Consider the following 25,310-nt stretch of genomic DNA (forward strand, 5'->3'; position numbering starts at 1 on the left):
CCAAGCTGGAGCCATGCAGTCGTACGAAGAACGCCTCACCGCGCCCCGGTCCTGGTGGGTGATCGCCGGCCTGATCGGCGTGGCCTGTGCCCTGATGCTGCTCCCGCTGGGGACGCTGCCGATGCTCGGCGGGCTGATCGGCGGCGCGGCGCTGTCCGCGGTGGCGGTCAGCTCGTACGGCTCGGTGCGGATCCGCGTGGTGGGCGACTCGCTGATCGCGGGCGACGCCCGGATCCCGGTCTCGGCGCTGGGCGAGGCACAGCCGCTGGACCCGGAGGAGGCGTTGGCGTGGCGTACGCACAAGGCGGACACGCGCGCCTTCATGCTGCTGCGCAGCTACGTACGGACCGCGGTGCGGATCGAGATCACCGACCCGGCGGACCCGACTCCGTACGCGTATCTCTCGACCCGTGACCCGGAGCGCCTGGTGGCCGCGCTGACGGCCGTACGGGCCTGAAGCGTCCCGGAGGGGTCGCGGGGGCGGACCGGACGCCGACGGGCGGCACAGCGGCCTTGGCGGCCTTCCTGGAGGTGCCGCGGGGGCGTTGCGGCGGCCCGGGGCGCGTCAGCCGGTCTCCGGCGGCCGTTCGGCGCCTCGTCGGGCCTTCAGGCGGCGCTCCCCGGCGGCCGCGGCCTCGTACCGGTGTCCGGCGGCGCACCGGCGTCCGGCAGGGCGTCCCACGGCACCTGTCTGGCGCGCAGGTCCTTGCGGATCTTGTCCGCGAGCTTCTTGGTGTCCCGCCGGTTCATGACCGCGCCGACCGCGGCGCCGACCATGAACGGTGTCAGGTTGGGCAGGTTGCGCAGCGTGCGCTTCATGATCTGCTGGCGCAGTTCGCGCTTCATCTGGCCGCCCAGCGCCGCGTTGACCGTCGTGGGCTTGGTGACGTCGATGCCGCGTTCCTCGGTCCACGCCGTCAGGTAGGCGGTGGTGCGCTGCCTGAGGTTGCCGGGCGGACGCAGGCCGTAGACCTCGTGGAGCTCGGCGATGAGCTTGATCTCCACGGAGGCCACTCCGACGATCTCGGCGGCCAGCTCGGCCGGCATGGCGGGCGGTACCGGCAGCATCGCCGCCGCGCCCACCCCCGCGCCCACGGTGGCGGTGCCCCGCGCGCCACCGGCGACCAGTTTGTCGGCCAGTTCCTCGGGGGTCAGTCCGGGGAACTGCCGGCGCAACGTCGCCAGGTCGCGGACCGGGATCCGCGGGGCGTTGTCGATGATGCGCTCGGCGACCGCCGCCAGGCCCTTGCGGGCGCCCGCGCGGCCCTTCCTGGTGCCGCGGCCCACAGCCGCCGCGAGCGAGGCCGCACGGCCTCGCTCCTCCAGTGCACCGGTCGTCCGCTCCGGGGGCAGGGCGGTCGGGTCGGCGGGCACGGGCGCGTTTTCGTCGCGTGATCGTGCGCCGGCCGCCGGGCCTTTCTCGCCCTTGCGTCCCTTACGGAACGGGTTCACGCCTGCCACGGCGTCGACCGGTCCTCAGGCCGCGCAGTCGCGGCAGATCGGCTGGCCGTTCTTGTCCTCGGCGGCCAGCTGGCTGCGGTGGTGGACCAGGAAGCAGCTCATGCACGTGAACTCGTCCTGCTGCTTGGGCAGCACCCGGACGGCGAGCTCTTCGTTGGAAAGGTCGGCGCCGGGCAGTTCCAGGCCCTCGGCCTGCTCGAACTCGTCGACGTCGACGGCCGAGGCGGACTTGTCGTTCCGCCGCGACTTCAGTTCCTCGATGCTGTCCTCGTTGAGGTCGTCATCTGTCTTGCGTGGGGTGTCGTAATCCGTAGCCATGTCGCTCTCCCCCTCTGGGTGTCTGCGGTGTCTCCAGCGCACGTAACGCGTGAGAGGCCGGACTTGTGCCCGACCTGAGGCGGAGATTTTGCCTCACATCAAGGTCTGTTACTCAATCGACACCCAACCGCACCCCTGAAGAGGTGATCGGTTTGGATGGCGATCAGGACCGTACACGGTCCGAATGTCGCACCTCGCGCACGCCATCACGTGTACTTCCCGTGATCAAGGCCCCTGGAAACCCGGATTTTCCCGGCCTTCCGCCGACCCCTTCGATCACGGAGAGTGGGTGGCTCGAATCTCGCGCCTGTGAGGGATCACACACGGACGGGCCGCCGGGCGGACCGTAGGAATTCAGCGCAAAGCGAACTCGGCGAAGGATCCATGGCCGCCCGCCGTCACGTCAAGCCGGGGTGGTCGGCGTGCGGAGGGCGACCAAGAGTGCCAAGAGGTCGGGTCCCGGGTCAAAAAGGACATCAGGACGGGCCGGGAGCCACGACGGAGGCGGTACCCCTCGTCCCGTGGCTCCCAGCCTGCCTGCGGCCCTCACAGCGGCAGGACGACCCGCATCTCCAGACCGCCGCCCTCGCGGGGCGTCGCCGTGATGCTGCCGTCGTGTGCGCGAACCACGGACCGCACGATGGACAGGCCGAGGCCGACGCCCTTGTCGCTGCCGGTCCGCTCCGTACGCAGGCGCCGGAACGGCTCGAAGAGGTTCTCCACCTCATAGGCCGGGACGGCCGGACCGGTGTTGGAGACCACCAGCACCGCACACCCCTGCTGCGGCTCGGTGGTGACCTCCACCCAGCCCTCCCGTCGCCCACCGCCACCCTCCACCGCAAGCGCTTCGCGCCGCCCCTCCTGCGGCACGTTGTAGCGCACCGCGTTCTGCACCAGATTGAGCGCGATGCGCTCCAGCAGCACCCCGTTGCCCTGGACGAACGCCTGCCGGCGTACGCCGCGGATCTCCACACCCTTGGCCTGCGCCTCGGCACGGGCCTGGTCGACGGCCTGCGAGGCCACCTCGGCCAGGTCCACCGGCTTCTTGTCCACGATCTTGTTCTCGCTGCGGGCCAGCAGCAGCAGGCCCTCGACCAGCTGCTCACTGCGCTCATTGGTCGCCAGCAGCGTCTTGCCCAGCTGCGCCAGCTCCGGCGAAGCATCCGGATCGGCGAGCTGGACCTCCAGCAGCGTGCGGTTGATCGCCAGCGGTGTGCGCAGCTCGTGCGAGGCGTTGGCCACGAAACGGCGCTGCGACTCAAAAGCCCGGTCCAGCCGGTCGAGCATCTCGTCAAAGGTGTCGGCCAGCTCCTTGAGCTCGTCGTCCGGACCACCCAGCTCGATGCGGCGGTGCAGGTCCGAACCGGCCACCCGCTGCGCGGTACGGGTGATACGGCCCAGCGGCGACAGCACCCGGCCCGCCATCGCGTACCCGAAGGCGAACGCCACGACGGTCAGGCCCAGCAGCGCCAGCAGGGAACGGTTGAGCAGGGTGTTCAGGGCCTGCGCCCGCTGGTGCTGGAGGCAGCTCTGGATCGCCTGGGTGAAGATCTCCCCGGAGGACTGGCTGGGCAGGTCGCAGACGTTGCTGGTGGCCGCGAAGTTGCCCCGGAGGATCTTGACGGGCAGCTCGCTGCCTTCCTGGAGCGCGTTGGCGGCCAGCATGTAGATGATCGTGAGCAGCACGATGCCGGCCATCAGGAACATGCCGCCGTACAGCAGCGTGAGCCGTATCCGGATGGTGGGGCGCAGCCAGGGGAAGGGCCGGACGTTGACCGGTTTGGGATCCCAGGTGGGCATGGGCGGGGTGGCGGCCGGCGGGGTGGGCGCCTTGGACGAAGCGGGCATCGGCGTCAGATCCGGTAGCCGGAGCCCGGCACCGTGACGATCACCGCGGGCTCGCCCAGCTTGCGGCGCAGGGTCATGACCGTGACCCGTACGACGTTGGTGAAGGGGTCGGTGTTCTCGTCCCAGGCCTTCTCCAGCAGCTGCTCGGCCGAGACGACCGTGCCCTCGCTGCGCATCAGGACCTCCAGCACCGCGAACTCCTTCGGCGCGAGCTGAACCTCCTTGCCGTCGCGGAAGACCTCCCGGCGGTTCGGGTCCAGCTTGATGCCGGCCCGCTCCAGGACGGGCGGCAGGGCGACCGTCGTCCGGCGTCCCAGGGCCCGTACGCGGGCGGTCAGCTCGGAGAAGGCGAACGGCTTGGGCAGGTAGTCGTCGGCGCCGATCTCCAGGCCCTCGACGCGGTCGCTGACGTCACCGGAGGCGGTGAGCATCAGGACGCGGGTGGGCATCCCCAGCTCGACGATCTTGCGGCAGACGTCGTCGCCGTGCACCAGGGGGAGGTCCCGGTCCAGGACCACCACGTCGTAATCGTTGATCTCGATGCGTTCCAGGGCGGCCGCGCCGTCGTACACCACGTCGACGGCCATGGCCTCCCGGCGCAGCCCGGTGGCCACCGCATCGGCGAGCAGCTGCTCGTCCTCGACGACGAGAACACGCACGTCGCAAATCCTTCCTCACGGCCCTGGAAGTTCCGGGGCACGGCACAATCGGAGCCCCTCCATCCTGCCCCGAACAGCTGTAAACCGGCAGTAAGAGGGGTGGACACCGTCCCGTGGCCGCGGTCCCCGGGCTCCCGGGGCGTCGGGGCGCGGCCCCGGAACGGCGCCTTCCGGGCGGTTTTCGAATTCCCGTGCTGCTTGAGGTTTCCGTGAGGTTGCCCATGGGGAGGACGTCTGCACATCCGCGATCACGCCCTGTACGGCGCCATGCCGCGCTCCGATCCATTCGCAGGGACCACGCCGTGATCGCCCCGCCCGTCGGCACACCCCCGTGCCACCGACCCACGACGAGGGGGCGCACCATGGACGCGTTCACCGCAGGCATTCTGCAGCGCATACGGAACACCGAAGCCGACCTGGACCGGGCCCGCGAGTCGGGCGACGACTTCCTCGTCGAGGTGGAGCAGGCCGAGCTGGAAGACCTGCAGCGCCTCGCTGCCGAGCACGGCGTGCAGGTCACGGCAGCCAGCGCCTGACCATCTCCCGGCCGCGTACGACGGCAGCGCCCCGGACCCGCGCAGGGTCCGGGGCGCTGTCGCGTTCCCGTGGGGCGGGCGCTCAGTCGTGCCAGGCGCCCAGCTCCTCCAGCAGGGGCTGAAGCGTCGCGAACACCTCCGGCGAGGCGGCCACGGTCAGCTCGTTCGAGGCGGGCTCGCCGGGGCGGCCGCCGGTCGGCGCGCCGGCCTCGCGGGCGATCAGGGCGCCGGCCGCCATGTCCCACGGGTTCAGCCCGCGCTCGTAGTAGCCGTCGAGCCGGCCGCAGGCGACGTCGCACAGGTCGATCGCGGCCGAGCCGCCGCGCCGGATGTCGCGGACCTGCGGCAGCAGGGCGCGCACCACCTCGGCCTGGGCGGCGCGGCGCTCGGCGGTGTAGGCGAAGCCCGTACCGATCAGGGCCTGGGACAGCGGCGGCGCGGGGCGGCAGTGGACCGGCTCCCCGTTGCGGAACGCGCCGCCGCCCAGGACGGCGTGGTACGTCTCGCCGCGCATCGGCGCCGCGACGACCCCGACGACGGCCTCGCCGTCCTTCTCCGCGGCGATGGACACGGCCCAGGAGGGCAGTCCGTACAGGTAGTTGACCGTACCGTCGACCGGGTCGATGACCCAGCGCACCCCGCTGCTACCCGCGCTGCTGGCGCCCTCCTCCCCCAGGAAGCCGTCGGCGGGGCGGTGCTCGGCGAGGAAGCCGGTGATCAGCTTCTCGCTGGCGATGTCCATCTCGGTGACGACGTCGATGGGGCTGGACTTCGTGGCGGCCACACCGAGGTCGGCGGGGCGGCCGTCGCGCAGCAGCTCGCCCGCGCGGCGGGCGGCCTCCAGGGCGAGGCCGAGAAGTTCATCCTGCAGCGGATCGGACACGGTGCTCCTTGCTCGTACGGGCGGCCGCTCATGGGCAGCCGTGCGGGGCGGCCGCTGGTGACGGCCGTGCGGGGCGGCCGCTGGTGACGGCCGTGCGGGGCGGCCGCTGGTGACGGCCGTGCGGGGCGGCCGCTGGTGACGGCCGTGCGGCGCGGCGCGGCGCCGTATGTCGTCTGCGTACGGACCCGGGCCCTACCCCTGGACCTCCGCCACCGGGCCCGTCCAGTCCGCGCCGGCGGCGGCCGGGCGCGGGGCGCGGGCCGGGCAGCAGCCGACCGGGCACAGGTCGTGGCTCGGCCCCAGCTCGCCGAGGGCACAGCGCGCCGGGGCGCCGCCCCGCTCGGCGGCGGCGCGCTCCAGGACCAGGTCGCGGACGGCCGCGGCGAAGCGCGGGTCGGCGCCGACGGTGGCGGAGCGGGCGACCGGCAGGCCCAGTTCGGCGGCCTTGGCGGTGGCTTCGGTGTCGAGGTCGTACTTGACCTCCATGTGGTCCGAGACGAAGCCAATGGGGGCCATGACGACGGCGGGGACGCCCGCGCCGTGCACCTCTTCGAGGTGGTCGCAGATGTCCGGCTCCAGCCAGGGGATGTGCGGGGCGCCGCTGCGGGACTGGTAGACCAGCCGCCACGGGTGGTCGACGCCGGTCTCCTCGCGGACCGCTTCCGCGATCACCCGGGCCACGTCCAGGTGCTGGGCGACGTACGCGCCGCCCTCACCGTCCTCGCCGCCCTCGGTATGGTCCTCCGGACGGCCGGAGGTGTCGGCGGCCGCCGTCGGGATGGAGTGGGTGGTGAAGGCTATGTGGGCGCGGTCGCGGACGTCGGCGGGCAGTTCGGCGAGGGAGGCGAGCACGCCGTCGACCATCGGGCGCACGAAGCCGGGATGGTTGAAGTAGTGGCGGAGCTTGTCCACCTGGGGCACCGGCAGGCCGTCGGCTTGGAGGGTGGCCAGCGCGTCGGCCAGGTTCTCGCGGTACTGGCGGCAGCCCGAGTACGAGGCGTAGGCGCTGGTGGCCAGGACGGCGATGCGGCGGCGGCCGTCGCGGACCATCTCGCGCAGCGTGTCGACCAGGTAGGGCGCCCAGTTGCGGTTGCCCCAGTAGACCGGCAGGTCCAGGCCGTGTTCGGCGAAGTCCTTGCGCAGCGCGTCCAGCAGCTCCCGGTTCTGCGCGTTGATCGGGCTGACGCCGCCGAACAGGAAGTAGTGCTGCCCGACCTCCTTCAGGCGCTCGCGGGGGATGCCGCGGCCGCGGGTGACGTTCTCCAGGAAGGGGACGACGTCGTCCGGGCCTTCGGGGCCGCCGAAGGACAGCAGCAGCAGGGCGTCGTAGGGACCGGGGGTCCCCCCGGCGGTCGGAAGGGGCGGATCGCACTGTTCGGGCATGTCTTCGATCCTGCCACCAGCCACTGACAGGCGGAAAACCGGAGGCGGCCACCCGGACAGCACGCGTAAGCTGTGTCGGCCTCAGACATGCCTTACCGATCTCCGGAACGCCCGGCATCGGCTCTTCACCGGCGGAGCTCCCCCATGCCAAGCCCGTACCGCGCGCTCTTCGACACGCCCGGCACCAAGTCGTTCACCGCCGCCGGCTTCCTCGGCCGTATGACGCTGTCGATGACCAGCATCGGCATCGTCACCATGGTCTCCCTGCTGACCGGCCGGTACGGCCTGGCGGGCGTCCTGGCGGCGACCATCGCGATGTCCGCCGCGATGCTCAGCCCGCTGATATCCCGGCTGGTGGACCGGCACGGCCAGCGCCGGGTACTGCGCCCGGTCACCCTGGTCTCGGCGGCCGCCATCGCCGGTCTGCTGGTCAGCGCGCAGCAGGGCTGGCCCGACTGGACGCTGTTCGTCTTCACGGCCTGCGCGGGCTGTGTGCCCAGCGTCGGCTCGATGGTGCGGGCCCGCTGGGCGGCCGTCCACCACAGCTCACCGCGCCTGCTGCACGCCGCGTACTCGTGGGAGTCGATCGTCGACGAGGCGTGCTTCATCGTCGGGCCGATCCTCTCCATCGGCCTGTCCACCTCCTGGTTCCCCGAGGCGGGCCCGCTGCTGGCGACCGTCTTCCTGGTGGCGGGGGTCTTCTGGCTGACGGCGCAGCGCGCGACCGAGCCGGCGCCGCATCCGCGCGAACACCACGCCAAGGGCTCGGCGTTGCGCTCGCGCGGCCTCCAGGTGCTGGTGGTCACGTTCGTGGCGACCGGCGCGATCTTCGGCGCGATCGACGTGGTGACGCTGGCGTTCGCCAAGGAGGAGGGCCACCAGGGCGCCGCCAGCCTGGTGCTGGCGACCTACGCGCTCGGCTCGTGCGCGGCCGGCGTGGTCTTCGGGACGATCCACTTCAAGGGCCCGGCCGCCCGCCGGTGGCTGGTGGGCGTGTGTGCGATGGCCGTGAGTATGATCCCGCTCCAACTGGTCGGGAACCTGCCGTTCCTGGCCGTGGCGCTCTTCTTCGCGGGTCTGGCCATCGCGCCGACGATGGTGACCACCATGGCCCTCGTCGAGCAGCACGTACCGCGCGCGAACCTGACCGAGGGCATGACCTGGACCAGTACCGGGCTCGCGGTCGGGGTGGCGCTCGGCTCGTCGGCCGCCGGATGGGTGGTGGACGCGGCCGGGGCCGGCCGCGGCTACCTGGTGCCGGCCGTGGCGGGGGCGCTCGCGGCGGCGGTGGCGTTCCTCGGATACCGCCGGCTGCGGCCGGCGGCGCAGCGGGAGGGGACGGGCGCGGATGACCGAGGCACACAGGACGACCGGCAGGAACAGGACAGCCGTACGGACGGGGGCGGCCCGCACGGTCCGGGCGATACGGGGGACCAGGCCCCGGCCCGCCTGGCGTAACTGGGCGGGCACCGTCGCCGTGCGGCCGGCGCGGAGCGTCGCGCCGGCCTCCACCGGTGAACTGGCCGCGGCGATCCGCGGGGCGGCGGCCGACGGGCTGACGGTCAAGGCAGCCGGGACCGGCCACTCCTTCACCGCGGCCGCCGCCACCGACGGGCTTCTCATACGGCCGGAGCGGCTGACCGGCATACGGGAGGTGGACCGCGCCGCCGGCACGGTGACCGTGGCCGCCGGCACCACGCTCAAGCACCTGAACCTGGTGCTCGCCTCGCACGGCCTGTCGCTGGCCAACATGGGCGACATCATGGAGCAGACGGTCTCCGGGGCGGCGAGCACCGGCACCCACGGCACCGGCCGCGACTCGGCCTCCATAGCCGCCCAGATCACCGCGCTGGAGCTGGTCACGGCGGACGGCGAGGTGCTCACCTGCTCCGCCACCGAGAACCCGGAGGTCTTCGCGGCGGCCCGGGTCGGGCTGGGCGCGCTGGGCGTGATCACTTCCGTCACCTTCGCCGTGGAGCCCCAGTTCTGGCTCTCGGCCCGTGAGGAACCGATGTCCTTCACCCGGGTGACGGCCGAGTTCGACCAGCTCGTGGCCGAGAACGAGCACTTCGAGTTCTACTGGTTCCCGCACACCGGCAACTGCAGCACCAAGCGCAACAACCGCAGCCAGGGCCCCGCCGCCCCGCTCGGTCGGGTCAGCGGCTGGGTCGACGACGAACTGCTGTCCAACGGGGTCTTCCGCGCCGCGTGCGCCGTCGGCCGGGCGGTGCCCGCCACCGTTCCGGGCATCGCACGGCTCTCCAGCCGCGCGCTGTCGGCCCGTACGTACACCGACATCCCGCACAAGGTCTTCACCAGCCCGCGCCGGGTGCGCTTCGTGGAGATGGAGTACGCGCTGCCGCGGGAGGCCGCCGTCGAGGCGCTGCGCGAGCTGCGGGCGCTGGTGGAGCGCTCGGACTTCCGGGTGAGCTTCCCGGTGGAGGTGCGGACCGCGCCGGCCGACGACATCCCGCTGTCCACCGCCTCCGGGCGGGACACCGCCTACATCGCCGTACACATGTACCGGGGGACGCCGTACCGGGCGTACTTCACCGCGGCCGAGCGGATCATGACGGCGCACGGCGGGCGGCCGCACTGGGGGAAGCTGCACAGCCGCGACGCCGCTTACCTGGCCGGCGTGTACCCGCGCTTCGGCGAGTTCACCGCGCTGCGCGACCGGCTGGACCCGCAGCGCCTGTTCACCAACGCCTACCTGCGGCGCGTGCTGGGCGAGTGAGCCCGGACCGGGACGGCAGGACCGCCCGGACGGCTGAAACGCTCATTCGGCCCAACGTTCCGCAGGGATGAACGGCCCGGTGGGCCCGCGGGCCCGGCAGCGGACCGGCCCGGACCCGGCGCACTGCCGGGTCCGGGCCGGTTCGCCCGCCGCCCGCGCGGGGCGGCATGGTCGGTTCTCCCGCGGAAAGGGATTCGGTCCCCGGACGGGACGGAAATTCCGCGCCGCTTAAGGGGATTAGGTCCCCGGGCGGGGCGGCATTACGTCCCGCCCGGGTGCGGATTTCCGTCCCGCGTTCACGAGGATTTCGGGTCCGGGGCCTGCTGTCCGCCGGGCTCCTGCTTGTTCCGGTCGCCGGAATCGCCCTGGGAGTCGTCACCGCCCTTGCCGGTGTCGTTGCCGGTGCCGCCGCCGGACTTCGACGGCTGCGGGCTCGGCGGCGGGGTGGGCTTGCCGCTCCGGCTCGCGTCCGGGCTCGGCGTCGGCGTGGACGGCTTGCCCGTACCGCCGGTGCCGCCGTCCTCGCCGGTGCCGGTGGAGCCGCTGGGGCCGGGCGACGGCGTGCCGCCGGTGCTGCCCGTCGTGCCGTCGCCGTGGGAGGTGCCGGGGGACGGCGAGTCCGTGGCGGGCGGGGTCTTCGGCTCGGACTTGTGCCCGTTGCCCGTGAAGACGTTGCCCACCGAGGTGCCCTGGCCGCCCGACGCGTTCTGCCCGGAGAGCAGCTCGACGCAGGTGACGGCGCCCATCGACAGCACGAAGATCGCCAGCGCCGCCAGCGCCGGCCGCTTCCAGCCGCGCAGCCGGGTGCCGTACGTGGCGGTGCTGACCTCGTCGGCCGTCCGCGGCACCGCGGTGGCGCCGACCGGCGGGTGGCCGGGGCGGGCCTGCCCCAGGGCCATGGTCCGGTCGTCGAGGCGCGGCACCAGCTGCGTCTTGTCGGCGGCCCCGGGGTCCGCCCCGTCGGCCTGCGGAAGCAGTTGCGTACGGTCCGTGTCCCCGGCCTGCGGGAGCAGCTGCGTACGGTCGGTGTCGCCGGTGCGGCCCCGGTCCTGGGCCGCGACGGACGTGACCTCGTCCTCCGCGCCGTGCCGGTCGAAGGTGGGCAGCACCATGCCGGTGCCGGACCCGGTGCCCGGCGGTCTGCGGGAGCCCGAGGACCGGCGCGGCTTCGGCCGGGTGCCGACGGTGGCGGCTTCCTTGAGCTGTTCGCCGGTACGCCGGAAGAGGTGCTGGAAGATCGAGCCACCGGTCGTGGCCACGACACTCACCACACCCGCGCCGATGATGGTCCCGTACACGCCGAGCTGCCCGGCGAGAAAGGCGGCGACCGCGGCCGCCAGGGCAGAGCCCGCGACCTGAGGAACGCTCAGGTCGAGCCGTTTCTCCTTGTTTTTCGTGTCGGTATCGCTTTTGTTGTCCATCTCCAGCCTTTGATCGCCCCTTCGATCCATCTTGCACGGACAAGTGACCTATGGGCGAAGCCGGTAGTTCCGATTCTGCGGATTCTGTGAACCTCGCCACCCGTCACACCGTGTAGAGAGATCGACAAGGCGACCAACTCCCTTGGCGCAGGTGAACTTCGGCGGCGCGGCGGTCCACCTCCGTGGCCCGAATGGAGTACTGTGGCGAGCCCTGGCCCCGGAATCCCGTCCGGCTGCCCGGATACACGGGAGGGGGCCGGAAGGTGGCACTCACCCCCGGGTGCCGCCACCGGGCACGGGTGACTGGGAGCAGGAACAGGACATGGTCACTGAGCGTTGCGAACAGGTAACCGTGTCATAACGGCGTTTCTGGGCCAAGCCTCGACACGCCGGGTAACTCGGCAATGTTGTGGCAGGCTGCACCCGGGCAGGCCACACTCGACTAGCGGAAGCAGCGACGCACGTGACGTCGGCAGGCACCACCCGGGAGGTCCCCATGCCCGAACTGCGTGTCGTGGCCGTCTCCAACGACGGCACACGGCTGGTGCTCAAAGCTGCGGACAGCACCGAGTACACGCTTCCGATCGACGAGCGGCTGCGCGCCGCGGTCCGCAACGACCGCGCGCGGCTCGGCCAGATCGAGATCGAGGTCGAGAGCCACCTGCGGCCGCGGGACATCCAGGCCCGTATAAGGGCCGGTGCCTCCGCCGAGGAGGTCGCCCAGCTCGCCGGCATCCCGGTCGACCGGGTGCGGCGCTTCGAGGGCCCGGTGCTCGCCGAGCGCGCCTTCATGGCCGAGCGGGCCCGTAAGACGCCCGTGCGCCGCCCCGGGGAGAACACCGGTCCGCAGCTCGGCGAGGCCGTCGCGGAGCGGCTGCTGCTGCGCGGCGCCGACAAGGACTCCGTGCAGTGGGACTCCTGGCGGCGCGACGACGGCACCTGGGAAGTCCTGCTGGTCTACCGCGTCGCGGCCGAGCCGCACTCGGCGAGCTGGACCTACGACCCGCCGCGGCGGCTCGTCCAGGCCGTCGACGACGAGGCGCGGGCGCTGATCGGCGAGACCGACGACACCCCGGAGCCCAGCTTCCCGTTCGTGCCGCGTATCGCGCGGCTGCCGCGCGACCGGCCGCTGGACCGCGCCCTGGACCGCCAGACGGCCCAGGACCGCGACCGGGACCGGGACCGTACGGGCGGCGAGGACGACGAGCAGGCGCGGGCCGAGGACGGCTCCGGCGAGCGGGAGCGCGACTCGCTCACCAGCCTCCTGGAGGCGGTGCCCAGCTTCCGGGGCGACATGGTCGTACCGGAGCCGGCGAAGGCTCCGGCGCAGGAGGAGTCCGCCGAGGACGAGGAGCTGGAGGAGCCGGCCGCGCCGGCGGCCAGCGCGGGGGCCGGCTCGGCCTACGCCGATGTGCTCATGCCACGGGCGGTGGCCGGCCACCGGGACCGCCTCACGGGGACGACCGACCGGCAGGCCGAGGCCGACGGCGTACGGCCGGGCCGGCGCGCCGCCGTACCGAGCTGGGACGAGATCGTCTTCGGGACGCGGCGCAAGAAACCGGAGTAGCGACGGGACGCCTACGGCGGCCTGGCGGCGGGGACACTGCCGGCTGCCAGGCCGACGCCCGTCCTGCACGCCCCACGTCCGGCCGTACGCCGTTGCTCCTGTACGGCCGTACGTATGCGGTTGCTCCCGTACGCCGTCGCTCCGTACGCCCGCCCGTCCTCACGAACGGGCGTACCGAACGTTTCCGGCCAGCTGTCAGCCCGCCTCCGCGCCGGTGGCCACCGGGCGCGTCGGGTCGCTGGACCACTCGCTCCAGGAGCCCACGTACAGCGCCGCGGGGACGCCCGCGATCGTCAGGGCCAGCACCTCCTGCGCGGCGGAGACGCCCGAACCGCAGTAGACCCCGACCTCGGCGTCCGCGGTGGCCCCGAGGGCGCTGAAGCGGGCGGTCAGCTCCTCCGGCGGCAGGAAGGTACCGTCCTCGGTGAGGTTCTCCGTCGTCGGCGCGGACAGCGCGCCCGGGATGTGCCCGGCCACGCGGTCGATGGGCTCCACCTCGCCCCTGTAGCGCTCCCCCACCCGCGCGTCCAGGAGGACGCCGCGCCGGGCCAGGGCCGCGGCCTCGTCCGCCGTCAGCAGCGGCAGCGCGCCGGGCGCCGCGGCGAAGTCGCCGGGCGCCGGGGACGGTACGTCGGTGCCGAGAGCTCCGCCGGACGCCGTCCAGGCGGCCAGGCCGCCGTCCAGGACCCGTACCGAGGGGTGCCCGGTGTAGCGCAGCATCCACCAGGCACGGGCGGCTGACCAGCCTTGCCCTCCGTCGTACACGACGACCGGGCGGTCCGCCGAGACCCCGGCCCGGCGCATCGTCTCGGCGAAGGCGTCGAGATCCGGGAGGGGGTGGCGGCCGGCGGGGCCCGCCGGACCCGCGAGTTCGGCGTCCATGTCCACGTAGACGGCGCCGGGTACGTGCCCCGCCTCGTACTCGGGGCGGCCGGGCGGGCCGCCGAGCCGGTAGCGGACGTCGAGGAGGACCGGCGGGGTTCCGGAGGCCAGTTCGTCCGCCAACTCGGCGGCGGTGATGATGGCGTTCATGGACCTCATCCTCGCGCAGGCGGGCCCGGTGGTGAAGCGGTGTCCCAGCCCGTGCGGGGCTCGTCCGGACGTACACGTCGCGCGTCCCCGAACGGCAACGTCGCCGAAACGGGTGCGAAACATCAAATCGGGCATTCTCCCATGGGAACGCGCCGAAGACGGCGCGGCCGGGGCGCGCAGCGGATGAGGGGTGCGAGCATCTGCACGGGACGGCGCACTCGCGCCCGGTCCCCGCACGGCCACCACCCCGATGGTCCGAGGAGAGAGTGACGATGACGACCGAGGCAACGACTCGGCGGACGCCCGGCGCGCCTTGCTGGGTGAGTCTCATGGTGCACGACCTGGCCACGACGGAGCAGTTCTACAGCGCGCTGTTCGGCTGGGAGTTCAAACCGGGACCGCAGCACTTCGGTCCGTACGTCCGGGCGTATCTCCACGGGCGGGAGGTGGCCGGGATCGGGGAACTGGCTCCCGACCGCCACCTGCGTGTCGCGTGGACGACCTACCTGGCCAGTGACGACGCGGACGCGGCGGCCGAGCAGATCCGCTGCTGCGGCGGCACGGTCGCCGTCGGGCCGCTGGACGCGGACGACGAGGCGGGGCGGATGGCGATCGCCTCGGACCCGCAGGGTTCGGTCTTCGGGCTGTGGCAGGGCAAACAGATGGTGGGCGCGGCGCTGGTCGGCGTGCCGGGGGCGCCGGTGTGGAACGAGCTGGTGACCCGGGAGACGGGCGTGACCGCCTTCTACGAGGCGGTGTTCGGCTACGAGACCCGGCCGGAGGGCACGGTCCCCGACTACCTGACGCTGCACCTGAAGGGGCGGCCCGTGGCGGGCGTCCACGCCGTCGGCGAGGCGCTGCCGCGGGAGCTGGGGCCGCACTGGGTGACGTACTTCGCCGTCTCGGACACCGATGCCGCGGTCCGGCGCGTGGTGGAGCTGGGCGGCCAGGAGGTGCGGTCCGCCCAGGACACCGCGTACGGGCGCGTGGCGACGGTCGCCGACCCCGAGGGTGCCGTGTTCGCCGTGCTCCAGCAGCCGGGCTGAGCAGCGGGCCGGACCGGCGCGCGGGCGTCGGCCGGTAAGGGCGCGCGGTGCCTGCGCAGCGCGCCCCTCCGCCTCCGCCGGCCGGTGCTACTCGGCGGTGTACACCGGCAGGACGTCCGGGGAGAGCGCCGCGGCGTGGGCACTGGCGGAGGTCTGGCGGCGCCGGTGGTGGCGGCGGCAGAGCACCTCGTAGCCGACCTCCGCGGGAGCGCTGTGGACGTCACCGATGACGACCTGCGCACCCTCGACGACCATCTGGCCGTCGAGGGTGCGGGCGTTGTGGGTGGCGCGGGCACCGCACCAGCACAGGGCCTCGACCTGGAGGACCTCTATGCGGTCGGCCAATTCGACCAGGCGCTGAGAGCCGGGGAAGAGCTTGCTGCGGAAGTCGGTGCTGATGCCGAAGGCGAAGACGTCCAGCTCCAGGTCGTCGACGACGCGCGCGAGCTGGTCGATCTGGTCCGGGGCGAGGAACTGGGCCTCGTCGGCGATGACGTAGTCCACCCGGCCGCCGGAGCTCAGGGCGGCGACGATGTGCGCGTAGAAATCCATCTCGTCCGTGGCCTCGACGGCCTCGGTGACCAGCCCCAGGCGCGAGGAGAGCTTGCCGCGGCCCGCCCGGTCGTCGCGCGTGTAGATCATTCCTTGCAGGCCGCGGGCCGAGCGGTTGTGCTCGATCTGCAGAGCGAGGGTGCTCTTTCCGCAGTCCATCGTTCCGGAGAAGAACACCAGCTCGGGCATGGGAGAACGCGGGCCTTTCGGGCTCGTATCGAGTGGGGGACGGTCGGCGGCGGGCGTGGGGGCGCGCTCGCCGGACGGCGGGGCGGGCAGGTGGTGGGGCGGGGCTCAGGTGCTCACGGCTCGGGTACGGAACTCAGGGCGGGGCTCGGGTACGAGGCTCAGGTGCGGACTTCGAGGAGCGGGACGAGCTGTTCGACCGGAGTCATCGAGCCGTGCATGCCGACCATCGCGGACTCGCGCGGCTCCGTCTCGCTCGCCACGATCACCATGTCGGCGTGCGCGGCGGCGACGACGTCACCGATACGGGCCCGGACCCGGTCGTCGACCCGGGGGCCGAACCACCCGGCGGCGATGGCCTCGTCGCGGCCCGCCACCCACATATGTTCCCCGACCACCTCCCGCCATACCGCGAGCACGTCACCGGCCGCGCCGGGATGGGCGTACAGATGCCGCGCGCGTCCCTCGCCGCCCAGCAGCCGCACTCCGGCGCGCAGTTCCCAGTCCTCGTCGAAGTCGACGCGGTGCTCGGGACCGAACGGAATGTCGATCATGCCGTGGTCGGCGGTGACGTACAGGGCGCTGCGCGGCGGCAGTTGCTCGGCGAGGCGCTGGGCAAGGCGGTCGACGTACATCAGCTGGCCGCGCCAGGCGTCGGAGTCGACGCCGTAGCGGTGCCCGGCGCCGTCCACCTCGGCGTAGTACGTGTAGACCAGCGAGCGGTCGCCGGCGGCCAGCTGCTCGGCCGCCAGGTCCATGCGCTCCTCGCCGGCGAGCCGGCCGTGGAACGTGCCGCCGCTGAGCGCGACGTCGGTGAGCGGGGTGCGCTCGAAGTTCGGCGAGGAGACCTGGCAGGTGTGGATGCCGGCGGCGTGCGCCTGCTGGAAGACGGTCGGATACGGCTGCCAGGCGTGCGGGTCGGTCCACGGGTACCAGCGGAGCTGGTTCATCAGCTCGCCGGTGTCCGGGTTCAGGCAGGTGTACCCCGCCAGGCCGTGGGCGCCCGGCGGCAGACCGGTGCCGACCGAGGCGAGCGAGGCCGCGGTGGTGGCCGGGAAACCGGCGGTGATCGGACGGCCGGTGCGGTTGAACGAGCTGTCCAGGAGGGACGTCAGGAACGGCGCCTCCTGCGGGTGGGCGCGCAGCAGTTCCCAGCCGAGGCCGTCGACGAGGAAGACGCAGACGCGGTCGGCGGGGTCCAGGTCCATGCCCGGCGCGCCCGCCCGCCCGGCGCCGGGCAGGGTCAGGCCCTGGCCGGCGGTGACGGTGGGCAGCAGGTCGGCGAGCGAGCCGGTGCCGTAGCGGGGCACCGGCGCGCCGGCCAGGTCGAGGGGTTCCGGTTCCGGCCAGGCGGGGACGGCGTGCGCCATCAGCGGGTGGTCGCCGCGGTGGCTTCGGACAGCGCCTGGGCGAAGGCGAGGGTCTGCCGCACGGTGTCCGGGCCGTCGCCGGCCTCGCTGACGCGCAGCGACAGGTCGTCGGCCGTCGAGGAGCCGGTGTAGCCGTGGTCGGCCTCGCAGTTGGGGTCGCCGCAGGTGGCGGGCTCCAGGTCCAGCCGGGCGACCGCGCCCCAGCCGATGGTCAGCACGACCTCGCGGGGCAGCCGGCCCGGGGTGTACGACTCGGGGTTGGCGACCACCCGGCTGAGCACGACGGAGGAGATCCGGCCCAGCTTCACGGACTCGGTGGAGGTCGTCGCGTACGGCGAGGGGGAGGTGTCGTCGGCGGACTGCTCGTCGGTGTGGCTGACGATGAAGCGGGTGCCCGTCAGGACCAGGACCGTGACGTGGCGGCGGACCTCGTTGGCGTCGAAGGTCGTCTCCTGGTGGACCAAGTACGACACCACCGGCTCGCCGCCGACCGCGGCCTGCACCGCCTCGGCCACCAGGGCCGGGTAATAGCCGCTGCGCTCGATCGCCGCGCGCAGCCCTTGGGTCGTCGTACCGGTCTTAGCCATGCGGCCATCTTACGGGGCGTACCGGCCGGGGCGGGTCCGAGAGGGCACGTCCGGGGGCCGGGGGGCCGGGCGGGGGCTGTGGGCGCACGTCAGGGCTCTGCGGCCGGGGCCCGGACGCCCGGCAGCGACACCGGGCGGACTTTCGTGCCCCGGCAGCCCCACACCCGGTACGGTCCGCGCCCGGCAGGAACGGCCCCGCGACCGGCTGTCAGTACGTGGACATCCGGCGCGGGCCCAGGTCGGTGGTGGCCGGCGGGCGGGCCAGGCGGACCGTGGCGTCCAGGACGGCGAGGCCGTGCGGGGCGACCACGACCGGCTCCAGGTCGACGCCGACGACCTCGGGGTGGTCGTCGACCAGCCGGGAGACCCGCAGCAGCAGATCCTCCAGGGCAGCGGTGTCCACCGGCTGGCTGCCGCGCCAGCCGAACAGCAGCGGAGCCGTGCGGATGGACCGTATCTGTTCGGCGACGTCCCGGTCCGTCGCGGGGATGAGGCGGTGTGCCGTGTCACCGAGCAGCTGCGAGGGGGCGCCGGCCAGGCCGAAGGACAGGACGGCGCCGGCGGCCGGGTCGATGGCGGCGCGGACGACCGTGTCGACGCCGCGGGGCACCATCGGCTGGACGACCAGGCGCAGCTCCTCGGGCTTGCCGAGGAAGTCGGTCAGCTCGGCGTAGGCGCGGCGCAGCTCGGCCTCGCCGGTCAGGTCGAGGCGGACGCCCCCGAGGTCGGGGCGGTGCCGCAGGTGCGGTGCGGTGGTCTTCAGGGCGACCGGGTACCCCAGGCGGGCGGCGGCCCGTACGGCGGTGTCCGGGTCGGGCGCCGGATGGGCGGGGCGTACCGGGATGCCGTACCGGGCCAGGAGGGCGTGGGCGTCCTCGGCGGGCAGCGCAACGGAGCGGGTGATGTCGGCGTGCCGGGCCAGGTCGTCGAGCAGCCGGTCGATGTCGGCGCCGGCGGCGGCCTCCTCGATGTCCTCGTACTCGGGCACCCGGCCCGGATCGGCGGCGTCCCGGCGCCATTTCGCGTACCGCACCGCCTGGGCGAGCGACCTGACGGCGCGCTCGGCGGCGGGGAAGGCCGGTATCAAGGGGGCGGCCGGGGAGCCGGTGGGCATGCTGCCGTCGGACGGGCCGGATGTGCCCGGCGTGCCGGGCGGGGGCGTGGCGGGCTCCTGCGGGGCCTTGGAGGTGGCGCCGGGGGCCACGGGGCCCCCGGGGCGGGCCGGGGCGCCGTGGGAGGGCGGCGGGGCGTTGTGGGACGGCTGCGAGGCGTCGTCGTAGGACTGCGAGGTGCGGTGTGGCGGCTGCGGACCTCCGCCGTACGGCTGTGAGCCGTCGTCGTACGGCCGCGGGGCGTCACCGGACGGCGGCGGGGCCGCCAGCGAGTCGGCGAGGGCGTCCATGGCGAGGTGCACGACGGTGACCGGCTTGGCGGGCGCGGCGGACGATGTCGCTTCGCGCAGCGCGGCGGCGAGGTCGGCGCCCTCGCCCGGGGATGCCACACCCTCCTCCCCCACCCAGGGGATGGCCGTGACGACGACGGCGTCGCACAGCCCGTTGGCCAAAGCCGCGGCCAGCGCCGTACGGAAGTCCTCCGGGGTGGCCGCGGCGGCGAGGACGTGCGGCCGCAGCGGGCGCAGCCCCTCGGTCAGGCAGGCGTCGTACGTCAGCAGGGCGAGGGACTCGGAATTGCCGAGGATGGCGACGCGCGGGCCGTTCGGCAGCGGCTGGGATGCGAGCAGCAGGCCGGCGTCGATCAGCTCGGTGACCGTGTCGACCCGGATCACGCCGGCCTGGCGCATCAGGGCGGAGACCGTGCTGTCGGGGATGCGGACCGTGGGGACGGTGTGGCCGAGCGGCGCGGTGCCGGTGTGGCGGGCGCCCTTGGCGACGACGACGGGCTTGACGGCGGCCGTACGGCGGGCGAGCCGCATGAACTTGCGCGGGTCGCCGATGGACTCCAGGTACAGGATCGCGACGTCGGTGGCCGGGTCGTCGTACCAGTACTGGAGGAGGTCGTTGCCGGAGAGGTCGGCGCGGTTGCCGGCCGACAGGAAGGTGGAGATGCCGGCGATCGAGCCGTCCCCGGGGCCGCGCCGGTGCAGGCCGCTGAGCAGGGCGATGCCGATCGCGCCGGACTGCGTGAACAGGCCGATGCGCCCGGCGCCGGGCATCTGCGGAGCGAGGGAGGCGTTCAAGCGGACGTCCGGCGCGGTGTTGATCAGGCCGAAGGCGTTCGGTCCGATGAGCCGCATGCCGTACGAGCGGGCCTGGCGCAGCAGGGCGCGCTGCCGCTCCCGCCCTTCGGGGCCGGACTCGGCGTACCCGGAGGAGAGGATCACCAGGCCGCGCACGCCGTGCGCACCGCAGTCGCGGACCACGTCGGGGACCTGGGCGGCGGGGACGGCGAGCACCGCGAGGTCCACCGGCTCGGGGATCTCGGGCACCGAGCGGTGGCCGGGCACGCCCTCCGGGTCGAGGCGGGTGCCGCCCTCGGGGAAGGCGTGGTTGACCGCGTACACCTGGCCCGGATAGCCGGAGTCGAGGAGGTTGCGCAGGACGGAGCGGCCGACGCCGCCGGGGGCGCGGCCGGCGCCGATGACGGCGATCGAGCCGGGCGCCAGCAGGCGCTGCACGGAGCGGGCCTCGGCGCGCTGCTCGCGGCCGCGCATGACGGCCATGGACTGCTCGGTGGGCTCCAGGTCGAACTCCAGACGCACCACGCCGTCTTCGAAAGTGCGCTGCTGGGTGTACCCGGCGTCCGTGAAGACTTTGATCATCTTGGTATTGGCGGGCAGCACCTCGGCCGCGAACCGGCGGATGCCGCGCTCCCGGGCGACCGCTGCGACGTGCTCCAGGAGCGCGGAGGCCACCCCGCGGCCCTGGTGGGCGTCCTGGACGAGGAAGGCGACCTCGGCCTGGTCGGCGCCGGGCTCCTTGGCCGGGCGGCCGCGGTCGTCGATGCGGTCGTAGCGGACCGTGGCGATGAACTCGCCGCCCACGGTGGCGGCCAGGCCGACCCGGTCGACGTAGTCGTGGTGGGTGAAGCGGTGCACGTCGCGGTCGGACAGGCGCGGGTAGGGCGCGAAGAAGCGGTAGTACTTCGACTCGTCCGAGACCTGTTCGTAGAACGAGATCAGGCGCTGGGCGTCGTCGGGGGTGATGGGGCGGATGCGCGCGGTGCCGCCGTCGCGCAGCACGACATCGGCTTCCCAGTGGGCCGGGTAGACGCTGTCCGACGGGCTCTGCATGGGGGACAGCGTACGGTCCGCCACCGACAACCGGCTCGGTGTGCACGGCCGTGGGAGGCCGGGCAGGCTGGGACGTGGCGATGGACGTGGCGACGGGTCCCGGATGACGGACGGTCCGGCCGTGCGCCCGTGACCTGCCGGTAGCGTGCCGACGACCCGCGACGGGCACCGCCGCGGGCTGCCGGAGCACTCCCGGCGACATGAGACACTGGTCTAGACAACCTCAACGACTTGAAGGGCAACACCATGGCTGAGCGCCGCGTCAATGTCGGTTGGGCCGAGGGTCTGCACGCCCGCCCCGCCTCGATCTTCGTCCGTGCGGCCACCGCCGCCGGGGTTCCCGTGACGATCGCCAAGGCCGACGGCAACCCGGTCAACGCGGCCTCCATGCTGGCCGTGCTGGGCCTGGGCGCCCAGGGTGGCGAGGAGATCGTGCTGGCCTCCGACGCCGAGGGCGCCGACGCCGCGCTCGACCGCCTCGCGAAGCTGGTCGCCGAGGGCCTTGAGGAGCTCCCGGAGACCGTCTGAACCGCTGAGCGGGTCACAGTGTTCGCGGCTCCGCCGCGGTAGCCGGGGTTCCGGCTACCGGGCGGGGCCGTTCTTCGTCGGCCGTCGCGTACGCCCTGACAGGGCGGAGGCTGCACCGCCACAGGATGGAGACCGCACCGCCGCGCCACGCAGCTTTCCCGCACGTGTCGCGCAGCTTCACCGACCGCGCCGCCCGCGCGAAATCGGGCAGGCCCGGCCGGAGAATTCCGTACGCCACAACGCGGGGACGCACAATTCCCGGGCCACTCCCCGCTAATTCCGGGCCGCTTTCCCACCCGCCCCATTTTGGAGGTCCGGGAGAGACCGCATACCGCTTGTATACGGCCCCCCTGTTAATTCCGCTCGCGCGCCGTGTTTACGGTCTGTTTCGGATTCCTCACGGCCGGCCCGGGAACCACGGGGCGCAGCCGGTACGCCGGGCGCGAGCGCTCGATGTGCGCCGCCATCAGCGCGCGGGCCCGCTCGGCGTCCCCGCGGCTCACCGCGTCCAGCACCGCCCCGTGCTCCTCCCAGGAGCGCTCGTCGCGGGCCGGGAGGTCGACCGCGTACATCCAGTCGATCTTGCGCCGCAGCTGGGTGAGGAGCGCTGCCATGCTGGCGCTGCCGGCCGCCTGGGCGAGCGTCTCGTGGAACCAGCCGTCGAGTTGGCGCAGCTCGGCGCGGTGGCCGTGCCGGGCGCGCTCACGGCCCAGCCGTACGACGCCGCGCAGCACCTTGAGGTGCGCCGCGGTGCGGCGGGCGGCGGCCCGCGCGGCGCCCAGCGGCTCCAGCAGCCCCCGCATGTCCAGGACGTCGGCCGCCTCGCGCTCGGTCGGCTCGGCCACGCAGGCGCCCGCGTGGTGCCGGATGGTCACGAAGCCCTCGGACTGCAGCGTACGCAGCGCCTCGCGCACGGGAACGCGGGAGACGCCGTAACGGCCGGCCAGCAGCTCCTCGATCAGCCGGCTGCCCGGCGGGAGAACGCCGGATACGATCTCGTCGCGGATCGCCGTGCACACCACATGCGCGGAAATGGGGCCTCGCATCGCCTGTGCCTCCGCCGTAATCCCGTGGGAACATCCGGAAATGCCACCGGGCGGCGGCATTCGACGTGACTCTATTCGACGGTAAGGCGTTGTCCGGTGGCCACGGCGAATTCATGGATATATTTTGGCCAGGAACGCGCGGGGCGGCATACGGGCAGGACCGTCCGCCGGGACCGGGCCCGGATTCGCGGACCCGCACACGCAGACGCCCCGGCCACGCGGGCCGGGGCGCCGTACGGGGGACGGGTGTGCGTCAGACGTTCACGCCGTGCGAGCGCAGGTAGGCGACCGGGTCGATGTCCGAGCCGTACTCCGCGGAGGTACGGGCCTCGAAGTGCAGGTGCGGCCCGGTGGTGTTGCCGGTGTTGCCCGACAGGGCGATCTGCTGGCCCGGGGTGACGGTCTGGCCGACCGAGACGCTGATGGACGACAGGTGGCCGTACTGGGTGTAGGTGCCGTCGTTCATCTTGATGACGACGTTGTTGCCGTACGCGCCGCCCCAGCCTGCCTCGACGACGGTGCCCGAGCCGACGGCGTGGACGGTGGTCCCGGAGGCGGCGTGGAAGTCGACGCCGGTGTGGCTGCCGGAGGACCACAGACCGCTGGAGGCCTTGTAGCTGGTGGACACGTAGGAGCCGTCGACGGGGGCGACGTACATCAGCAGGCGCTTGCGCTCGGCCTCGCGGGCGGCGCGCTCCTTGGCCTCGCGCTCCTTCTTCGCCTCGGCCTCGGCCTGGCGCTTGGCCTCCTCGGCCTGCTTGCGCGCCTCGGCCTCGGCCCTGGCCTGCGCGGCGGCGGCCTCGGCGGCCTCCTGCTGCGCGTCGGCCTGTGCCTCGATCTGCTCGGCGAGCTCGTCACCGAGGACGACGGCCTGGTGGAGGCCGGTGTCGTGGGTGCTCGCGTCGTCCGGGTTGCCGGCCGCCAGTGCCGGGGAGGCGACGGAGGCGATGACGCCGGACGCGGCGAGCGTGGCTATGCCGGCGAGGTTACGGGTCGTCCGCGCGCTGCGGCTCGGACCACGGTGCTTCCCGGTGGCACGGGTGAACGCCATGAGCTGGCTGTGTCCTTTCCTTCCCTCTCGCCTACCGGGTTAGCTGACGGGTTCGGAGCAGGAAGGTCTCCTACGGACGCCTCCGGGAAGGCGTCCGATTCACCCCAAGGAACGGGCCCCTCCCGCGTCGAAGTCGGCGACAGGAGGGTGGGTCCCCGGCTCCCCTGGCTCGCGCCGTACGGGGACTCGGCGATGACTGTCCGTGCCGCGGTTGCGGCGGTCATCCGCAGACAGCCGGATCGACGCTAAACGGGGCAACTTTCGATCGGCAAACAGAACCCCGGTTTTGTGCCGTACGCCACACGGGCACCGCGCAACCACCCACAACAATTGGGACATAAAGAAGACCCAGTGGCGCCTGCGCGCCACTGGATCCCTTATGTGACCGCTCGTCACTCACGCGGGTCACAGCACGCGGGTCACAGGCCGTCGGGCCGCGGGACGGCCGCCGACGGCCGCCCCGCGCCCGGTGAAGTCCCGTCAGCCCTTGACGACCGTCACCTCGCCGATGCCGAGCGCCTTGACGGGCTCCTCGATCTCGGCGGCGTCGCCCACCAGGACCGTCACCAGCCGGTCGCCCGGGAAGGCGTTGACGACCGCGGCGGTCGCCTCGACCGTGCCGGTGCGCGCCAGCCGCTCGTACAGCCGGGCCTGGTAGTCGTCCGGGAGCTGCTGCTCGACCTGGTCGGCGAGGGTGCCCGCGACGGCCGCCGCGGTCTCGTACTTCAGCGGCGCGACCCCGACCAGGTTCTGTACGGCCACGTCGCGCTCGGCGTCGGTCAGGCCCTCCGCCGCGAGGGTGCGCAGCACCTTCCAGAGGTCCTCCAGCGCCGGACCGGTGGAGGCGGTGTCCACCGAACCGCTGATGGCGAGCATCGCGGCACCGTCGCCGTCGGCCGAGGAACGCAGCACCTGCCCGAAGGACCGCACCCCGTAGGTGTAGCCCTTCTCCTCGCGCAGCACCCGGTCCAGACGGGAGGTGAGGGTGCCGCCCAGGCAGTACGTGCCGAGCACCTGGGCGGGCCAGACACGGTCGTGCCGGTCGGCGCCGATCCGGCCGATCAGCAGCTGGGTCTGTACGGCGCCGGGGCGGTCGACGATCACGACGCGGCCGGTGTCGTCGGCGGTGATCGGGCTGGCCTTCACCGGTTCGGCGGGCGAGCCCGTCCAGGCGCCCAGGGTCTTGGCGAGGGCCGCGTCCAGGTCGATGCCGGTGAAGTCGCCGACGATGACGGCGGTGGCCGTGGCGGGGCGCACATGCGCCTCGTAGAAGGCACGTACGGCCGCCGCGTCGATACGGGAGACGGTCTCCTCGGTGCCCTGGCGCGGCCGCGACATCCGGGAGTCGGCCGGGAACAGCTCCTTCGAGAGGGCCATCGCGGCACGGCGCGCCGGGTTGGCGAGCTCGTGCGGGATCTCGTCGAGGCGGTTGCGCACCAGGCGCTCCACCTCGCTGTCGGGGAAGGCCGGGGCGCGCAGGGCGTCGGCCAGCAGGCCGAGCGCCTTGTCCAGCCGGGAGGCCGGGACCTCCAGGGAGACGCGGACGCCGGGGTGGTCGGCGTGCGAGTCCAGGGTGGCGCCGCAGCGCTCCAGCTCGGCGGCGAACTCCTCGGCGTCGTGCTTGTCGGTGCCCTCGGACAGGGCACGCGCCATGATCGTGGCGACCCCGTCCAGACCCACGGGCTCGGCCTCCAGGGGCGCGACGATGTCGATCTCGACGGCGACCACCTGCTGGCCGGGGCGGTGGCTGCGCAGGACCGTCAGGCCGTTGGGCAGCTGCCCGCGCTCGGGGGCCGGGAAGGCCCACGGCCTGGGGTCGCCGCCGGACGGCTGCGGGTGGAAGGTCATC

At 73.3% G+C, this 25,310-nt stretch carries 22 protein-coding genes and 1 riboswitch; of the genes, 7 read left to right on the forward strand and 15 right to left on the reverse strand.

Annotation, left to right across the window (positions count from 1 at the left end; all coding sequences use genetic code 11):
• Positions 1–13: 13 nt before the first annotated feature.
• Positions 14–457 carry a DUF3093 domain-containing protein gene (locus ACZ4Z1_RS24340; protein WP_468488725.1) on the forward strand — a complete coding sequence of 148 codons (444 nt, stop codon included), beginning with the start codon at positions 14–16 and terminating at the stop codon, positions 455–457.
• Between the two features lie 149 nt (positions 458–606).
• Here ACZ4Z1_RS24340 and ACZ4Z1_RS24345 read toward each other — a convergent pair whose 3' ends face one another.
• The 4 genes from ACZ4Z1_RS24345 to ACZ4Z1_RS24360 form a co-directional block, all read right to left on the reverse strand.
• Complete coding sequence (locus tag ACZ4Z1_RS24345; RefSeq protein ID WP_468488726.1) at positions 607–1,461, reverse strand: hypothetical protein; 855 nt, start codon at positions 1,459–1,461, stop codon at positions 607–609.
• 15 nt (positions 1,462–1,476) lie between these two features.
• Complete coding sequence (locus ACZ4Z1_RS24350; protein ID WP_003982531.1) at positions 1,477–1,779, reverse strand: DUF4193 domain-containing protein; 303 nt, start codon at positions 1,777–1,779, stop codon at positions 1,477–1,479.
• A 546-nt stretch (positions 1,780–2,325) separates the two neighbouring features.
• Positions 2,326–3,627 (reverse strand): sensor histidine kinase, encoded by a 1,302-nt coding sequence (locus tag ACZ4Z1_RS24355; protein ID WP_468488727.1) that lies wholly within the window; start codon positions 3,625–3,627, stop codon positions 2,326–2,328.
• 5 nt (positions 3,628–3,632) lie between these two features.
• Entirely contained in the window at positions 3,633–4,286 is a 654-nt protein-coding gene (locus ACZ4Z1_RS24360; RefSeq protein ID WP_360133530.1) for a response regulator transcription factor, read from the reverse strand.
• A gap of 362 nt (positions 4,287–4,648) precedes the next feature.
• Here ACZ4Z1_RS24360 and ACZ4Z1_RS24365 point away from each other — a divergent pair, with 362 nt between their 5' ends.
• The gene (locus tag ACZ4Z1_RS24365) at positions 4,649–4,822 is read left to right on the forward strand and encodes a hypothetical protein (protein WP_398350310.1); all 174 of its coding nucleotides are present in this window, start codon (positions 4,649–4,651) and stop codon (positions 4,820–4,822) included.
• Between the two features lie 82 nt (positions 4,823–4,904).
• Here the strand turns inward: ACZ4Z1_RS24365 and ACZ4Z1_RS24370 are convergent, their stop codons facing one another.
• Positions 4,905–5,705: an inositol monophosphatase family protein gene (locus ACZ4Z1_RS24370; protein ID WP_468488728.1), complete on the reverse strand. Its 801-nt coding sequence runs from the start codon at positions 5,703–5,705 to the stop codon at positions 4,905–4,907.
• A 192-nt stretch (positions 5,706–5,897) separates the two neighbouring features.
• Positions 5,898–7,088, reverse strand: coding sequence for a ferrochelatase (locus ACZ4Z1_RS24375; protein ID WP_468488729.1), 1,191 nt, complete (start codon positions 7,086–7,088; stop codon positions 5,898–5,900).
• 144 nt (positions 7,089–7,232) lie between these two features.
• Here ACZ4Z1_RS24375 and ACZ4Z1_RS24380 point away from each other — a divergent pair, with 144 nt between their 5' ends.
• Together ACZ4Z1_RS24380 and ACZ4Z1_RS24385 are read left to right on the forward strand one after the other, a co-directional pair.
• Positions 7,233–8,546, forward strand: coding sequence for an MFS transporter (locus ACZ4Z1_RS24380; protein ID WP_468488730.1), 1,314 nt, complete (start codon positions 7,233–7,235; stop codon positions 8,544–8,546).
• Positions 8,437–9,825, forward strand: coding sequence for a D-arabinono-1,4-lactone oxidase (locus ACZ4Z1_RS24385; protein ID WP_468488731.1), 1,389 nt, complete (start codon positions 8,437–8,439; stop codon positions 9,823–9,825). Before ACZ4Z1_RS24380 ends, ACZ4Z1_RS24385 begins: the two co-directional genes overlap by 110 nt.
• Before the next feature lie 296 nt (positions 9,826–10,121).
• Here ACZ4Z1_RS24385 and ACZ4Z1_RS24390 read toward each other — a convergent pair whose 3' ends face one another.
• The gene (locus ACZ4Z1_RS24390; protein WP_468488732.1) at positions 10,122–11,246 is read right to left on the reverse strand and encodes a hypothetical protein; all 1,125 of its coding nucleotides are present in this window, start codon (positions 11,244–11,246) and stop codon (positions 10,122–10,124) included.
• Between the two features lie 496 nt (positions 11,247–11,742).
• Between ACZ4Z1_RS24390 and sepH the strand changes: the two genes are divergently transcribed.
• A complete protein-coding gene (gene sepH, locus ACZ4Z1_RS24395) occupies positions 11,743–12,813 on the forward strand; it encodes a septation protein SepH (protein ID WP_468488733.1) in 1,071 nt (356 codons plus the stop codon).
• Positions 12,814–13,008: 195 nt separating this feature from the next.
• Here sepH and ACZ4Z1_RS24400 read toward each other — a convergent pair whose 3' ends face one another.
• Complete coding sequence (locus tag ACZ4Z1_RS24400; RefSeq protein ID WP_468488734.1) at positions 13,009–13,845, reverse strand: sulfurtransferase; 837 nt, start codon at positions 13,843–13,845, stop codon at positions 13,009–13,011.
• A gap of 272 nt (positions 13,846–14,117) precedes the next feature.
• On the opposite strand from ACZ4Z1_RS24400, the gene ACZ4Z1_RS24405 reads away from it, so the two are divergent.
• Complete coding sequence (locus tag ACZ4Z1_RS24405; RefSeq protein WP_468488735.1) at positions 14,118–14,891, forward strand: VOC family protein; 774 nt, start codon at positions 14,118–14,120, stop codon at positions 14,889–14,891.
• A gap of 87 nt (positions 14,892–14,978) precedes the next feature.
• On the opposite strand, the gene ACZ4Z1_RS24410 is transcribed toward ACZ4Z1_RS24405, so the two are convergent.
• From ACZ4Z1_RS24410 to ACZ4Z1_RS24425, 4 genes are all read right to left on the reverse strand, one after another.
• Positions 14,979–15,632, reverse strand: coding sequence for a thymidine kinase (locus ACZ4Z1_RS24410; RefSeq protein WP_365845334.1), 654 nt, complete (start codon positions 15,630–15,632; stop codon positions 14,979–14,981).
• A 158-nt stretch (positions 15,633–15,790) separates the two neighbouring features.
• Entirely contained in the window at positions 15,791–16,999 is a 1,209-nt protein-coding gene (locus tag ACZ4Z1_RS24415) for an alkaline phosphatase family protein (protein ID WP_468488736.1), read from the reverse strand.
• On the reverse strand, positions 16,999–17,586 hold the full coding sequence (locus ACZ4Z1_RS24420; RefSeq protein WP_003981824.1) for a DUF5998 family protein: 588 nt from the start codon (positions 17,584–17,586) through the stop codon (positions 16,999–17,001). The genes ACZ4Z1_RS24415 and ACZ4Z1_RS24420 overlap by 1 nt, the downstream gene beginning before the upstream one ends.
• Positions 17,587–17,794: 208 nt before the next feature.
• Entirely contained in the window at positions 17,795–20,836 is a 3,042-nt protein-coding gene (locus ACZ4Z1_RS24425; RefSeq protein WP_468488737.1) for a bifunctional acetate--CoA ligase family protein/GNAT family N-acetyltransferase, read from the reverse strand.
• A gap of 246 nt (positions 20,837–21,082) precedes the next feature.
• Between ACZ4Z1_RS24425 and ACZ4Z1_RS24430 the strand changes: the two genes are divergently transcribed.
• Positions 21,083–21,364, forward strand: coding sequence for an HPr family phosphocarrier protein (locus ACZ4Z1_RS24430; RefSeq protein ID WP_030021209.1), 282 nt, complete (start codon positions 21,083–21,085; stop codon positions 21,362–21,364).
• Between the two features lie 353 nt (positions 21,365–21,717).
• On the opposite strand, the gene ACZ4Z1_RS24435 is transcribed toward ACZ4Z1_RS24430, so the two are convergent.
• The 3 genes from ACZ4Z1_RS24435 to ACZ4Z1_RS24445 form a co-directional block, all read right to left on the reverse strand.
• Positions 21,718–22,410: a GntR family transcriptional regulator gene (locus ACZ4Z1_RS24435; RefSeq protein WP_468488738.1), complete on the reverse strand. Its 693-nt coding sequence runs from the start codon at positions 22,408–22,410 to the stop codon at positions 21,718–21,720.
• A 253-nt stretch (positions 22,411–22,663) separates the two neighbouring features.
• Positions 22,664–23,461: a M23 family metallopeptidase gene (locus ACZ4Z1_RS24440; protein ID WP_468488739.1), complete on the reverse strand. Its 798-nt coding sequence runs from the start codon at positions 23,459–23,461 to the stop codon at positions 22,664–22,666.
• 13 nt (positions 23,462–23,474) lie between these two features.
• A riboswitch (cyclic di-AMP (ydaO/yuaA leader) is annotated at positions 23,475–23,663 on the reverse strand.
• A gap of 278 nt (positions 23,664–23,941) precedes the next feature.
• Positions 23,942–25,309 carry a M16 family metallopeptidase gene (locus ACZ4Z1_RS24445; protein WP_468488826.1) on the reverse strand — a complete coding sequence of 456 codons (1,368 nt, stop codon included), beginning with the start codon at positions 25,307–25,309 and terminating at the stop codon, positions 23,942–23,944.
• Position 25,310 lies beyond the last annotated feature (1 nt).

This window comes from Streptomyces sp. NPDC030165 (assembly GCF_055573595.1).

Bases quoted from the DNA above. Each gene is read 5' to 3' on its own strand.
- ACZ4Z1_RS24445 (WP_468488826.1), bottom strand. From the start codon at position 25,309: ATGACCTTCCACCCGCAGCCGTCCGGCGGCGACCCCAGGCCGTGGGCC.
- ACZ4Z1_RS24420 (WP_003981824.1), bottom strand. From the start codon at position 17,586: ATGGCTAAGACCGGTACGACGACCCAAGGGCTGCGCGCGGCGATCGAG.
- ACZ4Z1_RS24375 (WP_468488729.1), bottom strand. From the start codon at position 7,088: ATGCCCGAACAGTGCGATCCGCCCCTTCCGACCGCCGGGGGGACCCCC.
- ACZ4Z1_RS24340 (WP_468488725.1), top strand. From the start codon at position 14: ATGCAGTCGTACGAAGAACGCCTCACCGCGCCCCGGTCCTGGTGGGTG.
- ACZ4Z1_RS24410 (WP_365845334.1), bottom strand. From the start codon at position 15,632: ATGCCCGAGCTGGTGTTCTTCTCCGGAACGATGGACTGCGGAAAGAGC.
- ACZ4Z1_RS24425 (WP_468488737.1), bottom strand. From the start codon at position 20,836: ATGCAGAGCCCGTCGGACAGCGTCTACCCGGCCCACTGGGAAGCCGAT.
- sepH (WP_468488733.1), top strand. From the start codon at position 11,743: ATGCCCGAACTGCGTGTCGTGGCCGTCTCCAACGACGGCACACGGCTG.
- ACZ4Z1_RS24440 (WP_468488739.1), bottom strand. From the start codon at position 23,461: ATGGCGTTCACCCGTGCCACCGGGAAGCACCGTGGTCCGAGCCGCAGC.
- ACZ4Z1_RS24355 (WP_468488727.1), bottom strand. From the start codon at position 3,627: ATGCCCGCTTCGTCCAAGGCGCCCACCCCGCCGGCCGCCACCCCGCCC.
- ACZ4Z1_RS24365 (WP_398350310.1), top strand. From the start codon at position 4,649: ATGGACGCGTTCACCGCAGGCATTCTGCAGCGCATACGGAACACCGAA.
- ACZ4Z1_RS24430 (WP_030021209.1), top strand. From the start codon at position 21,083: ATGGCTGAGCGCCGCGTCAATGTCGGTTGGGCCGAGGGTCTGCACGCC.
- ACZ4Z1_RS24390 (WP_468488732.1), bottom strand. From the start codon at position 11,246: ATGGACAACAAAAGCGATACCGACACGAAAAACAAGGAGAAACGGCTC.
- ACZ4Z1_RS24435 (WP_468488738.1), bottom strand. From the start codon at position 22,410: ATGCGAGGCCCCATTTCCGCGCATGTGGTGTGCACGGCGATCCGCGAC.
- ACZ4Z1_RS24380 (WP_468488730.1), top strand. From the start codon at position 7,233: ATGCCAAGCCCGTACCGCGCGCTCTTCGACACGCCCGGCACCAAGTCG.
- ACZ4Z1_RS24415 (WP_468488736.1), bottom strand. From the start codon at position 16,999: ATGGCGCACGCCGTCCCCGCCTGGCCGGAACCGGAACCCCTCGACCTG.
- ACZ4Z1_RS24405 (WP_468488735.1), top strand. From the start codon at position 14,118: ATGACGACCGAGGCAACGACTCGGCGGACGCCCGGCGCGCCTTGCTGG.
- ACZ4Z1_RS24350 (WP_003982531.1), bottom strand. From the start codon at position 1,779: ATGGCTACGGATTACGACACCCCACGCAAGACAGATGACGACCTCAAC.
- ACZ4Z1_RS24385 (WP_468488731.1), top strand. From the start codon at position 8,437: ATGACCGAGGCACACAGGACGACCGGCAGGAACAGGACAGCCGTACGG.
- ACZ4Z1_RS24400 (WP_468488734.1), bottom strand. From the start codon at position 13,845: ATGAACGCCATCATCACCGCCGCCGAGTTGGCGGACGAACTGGCCTCC.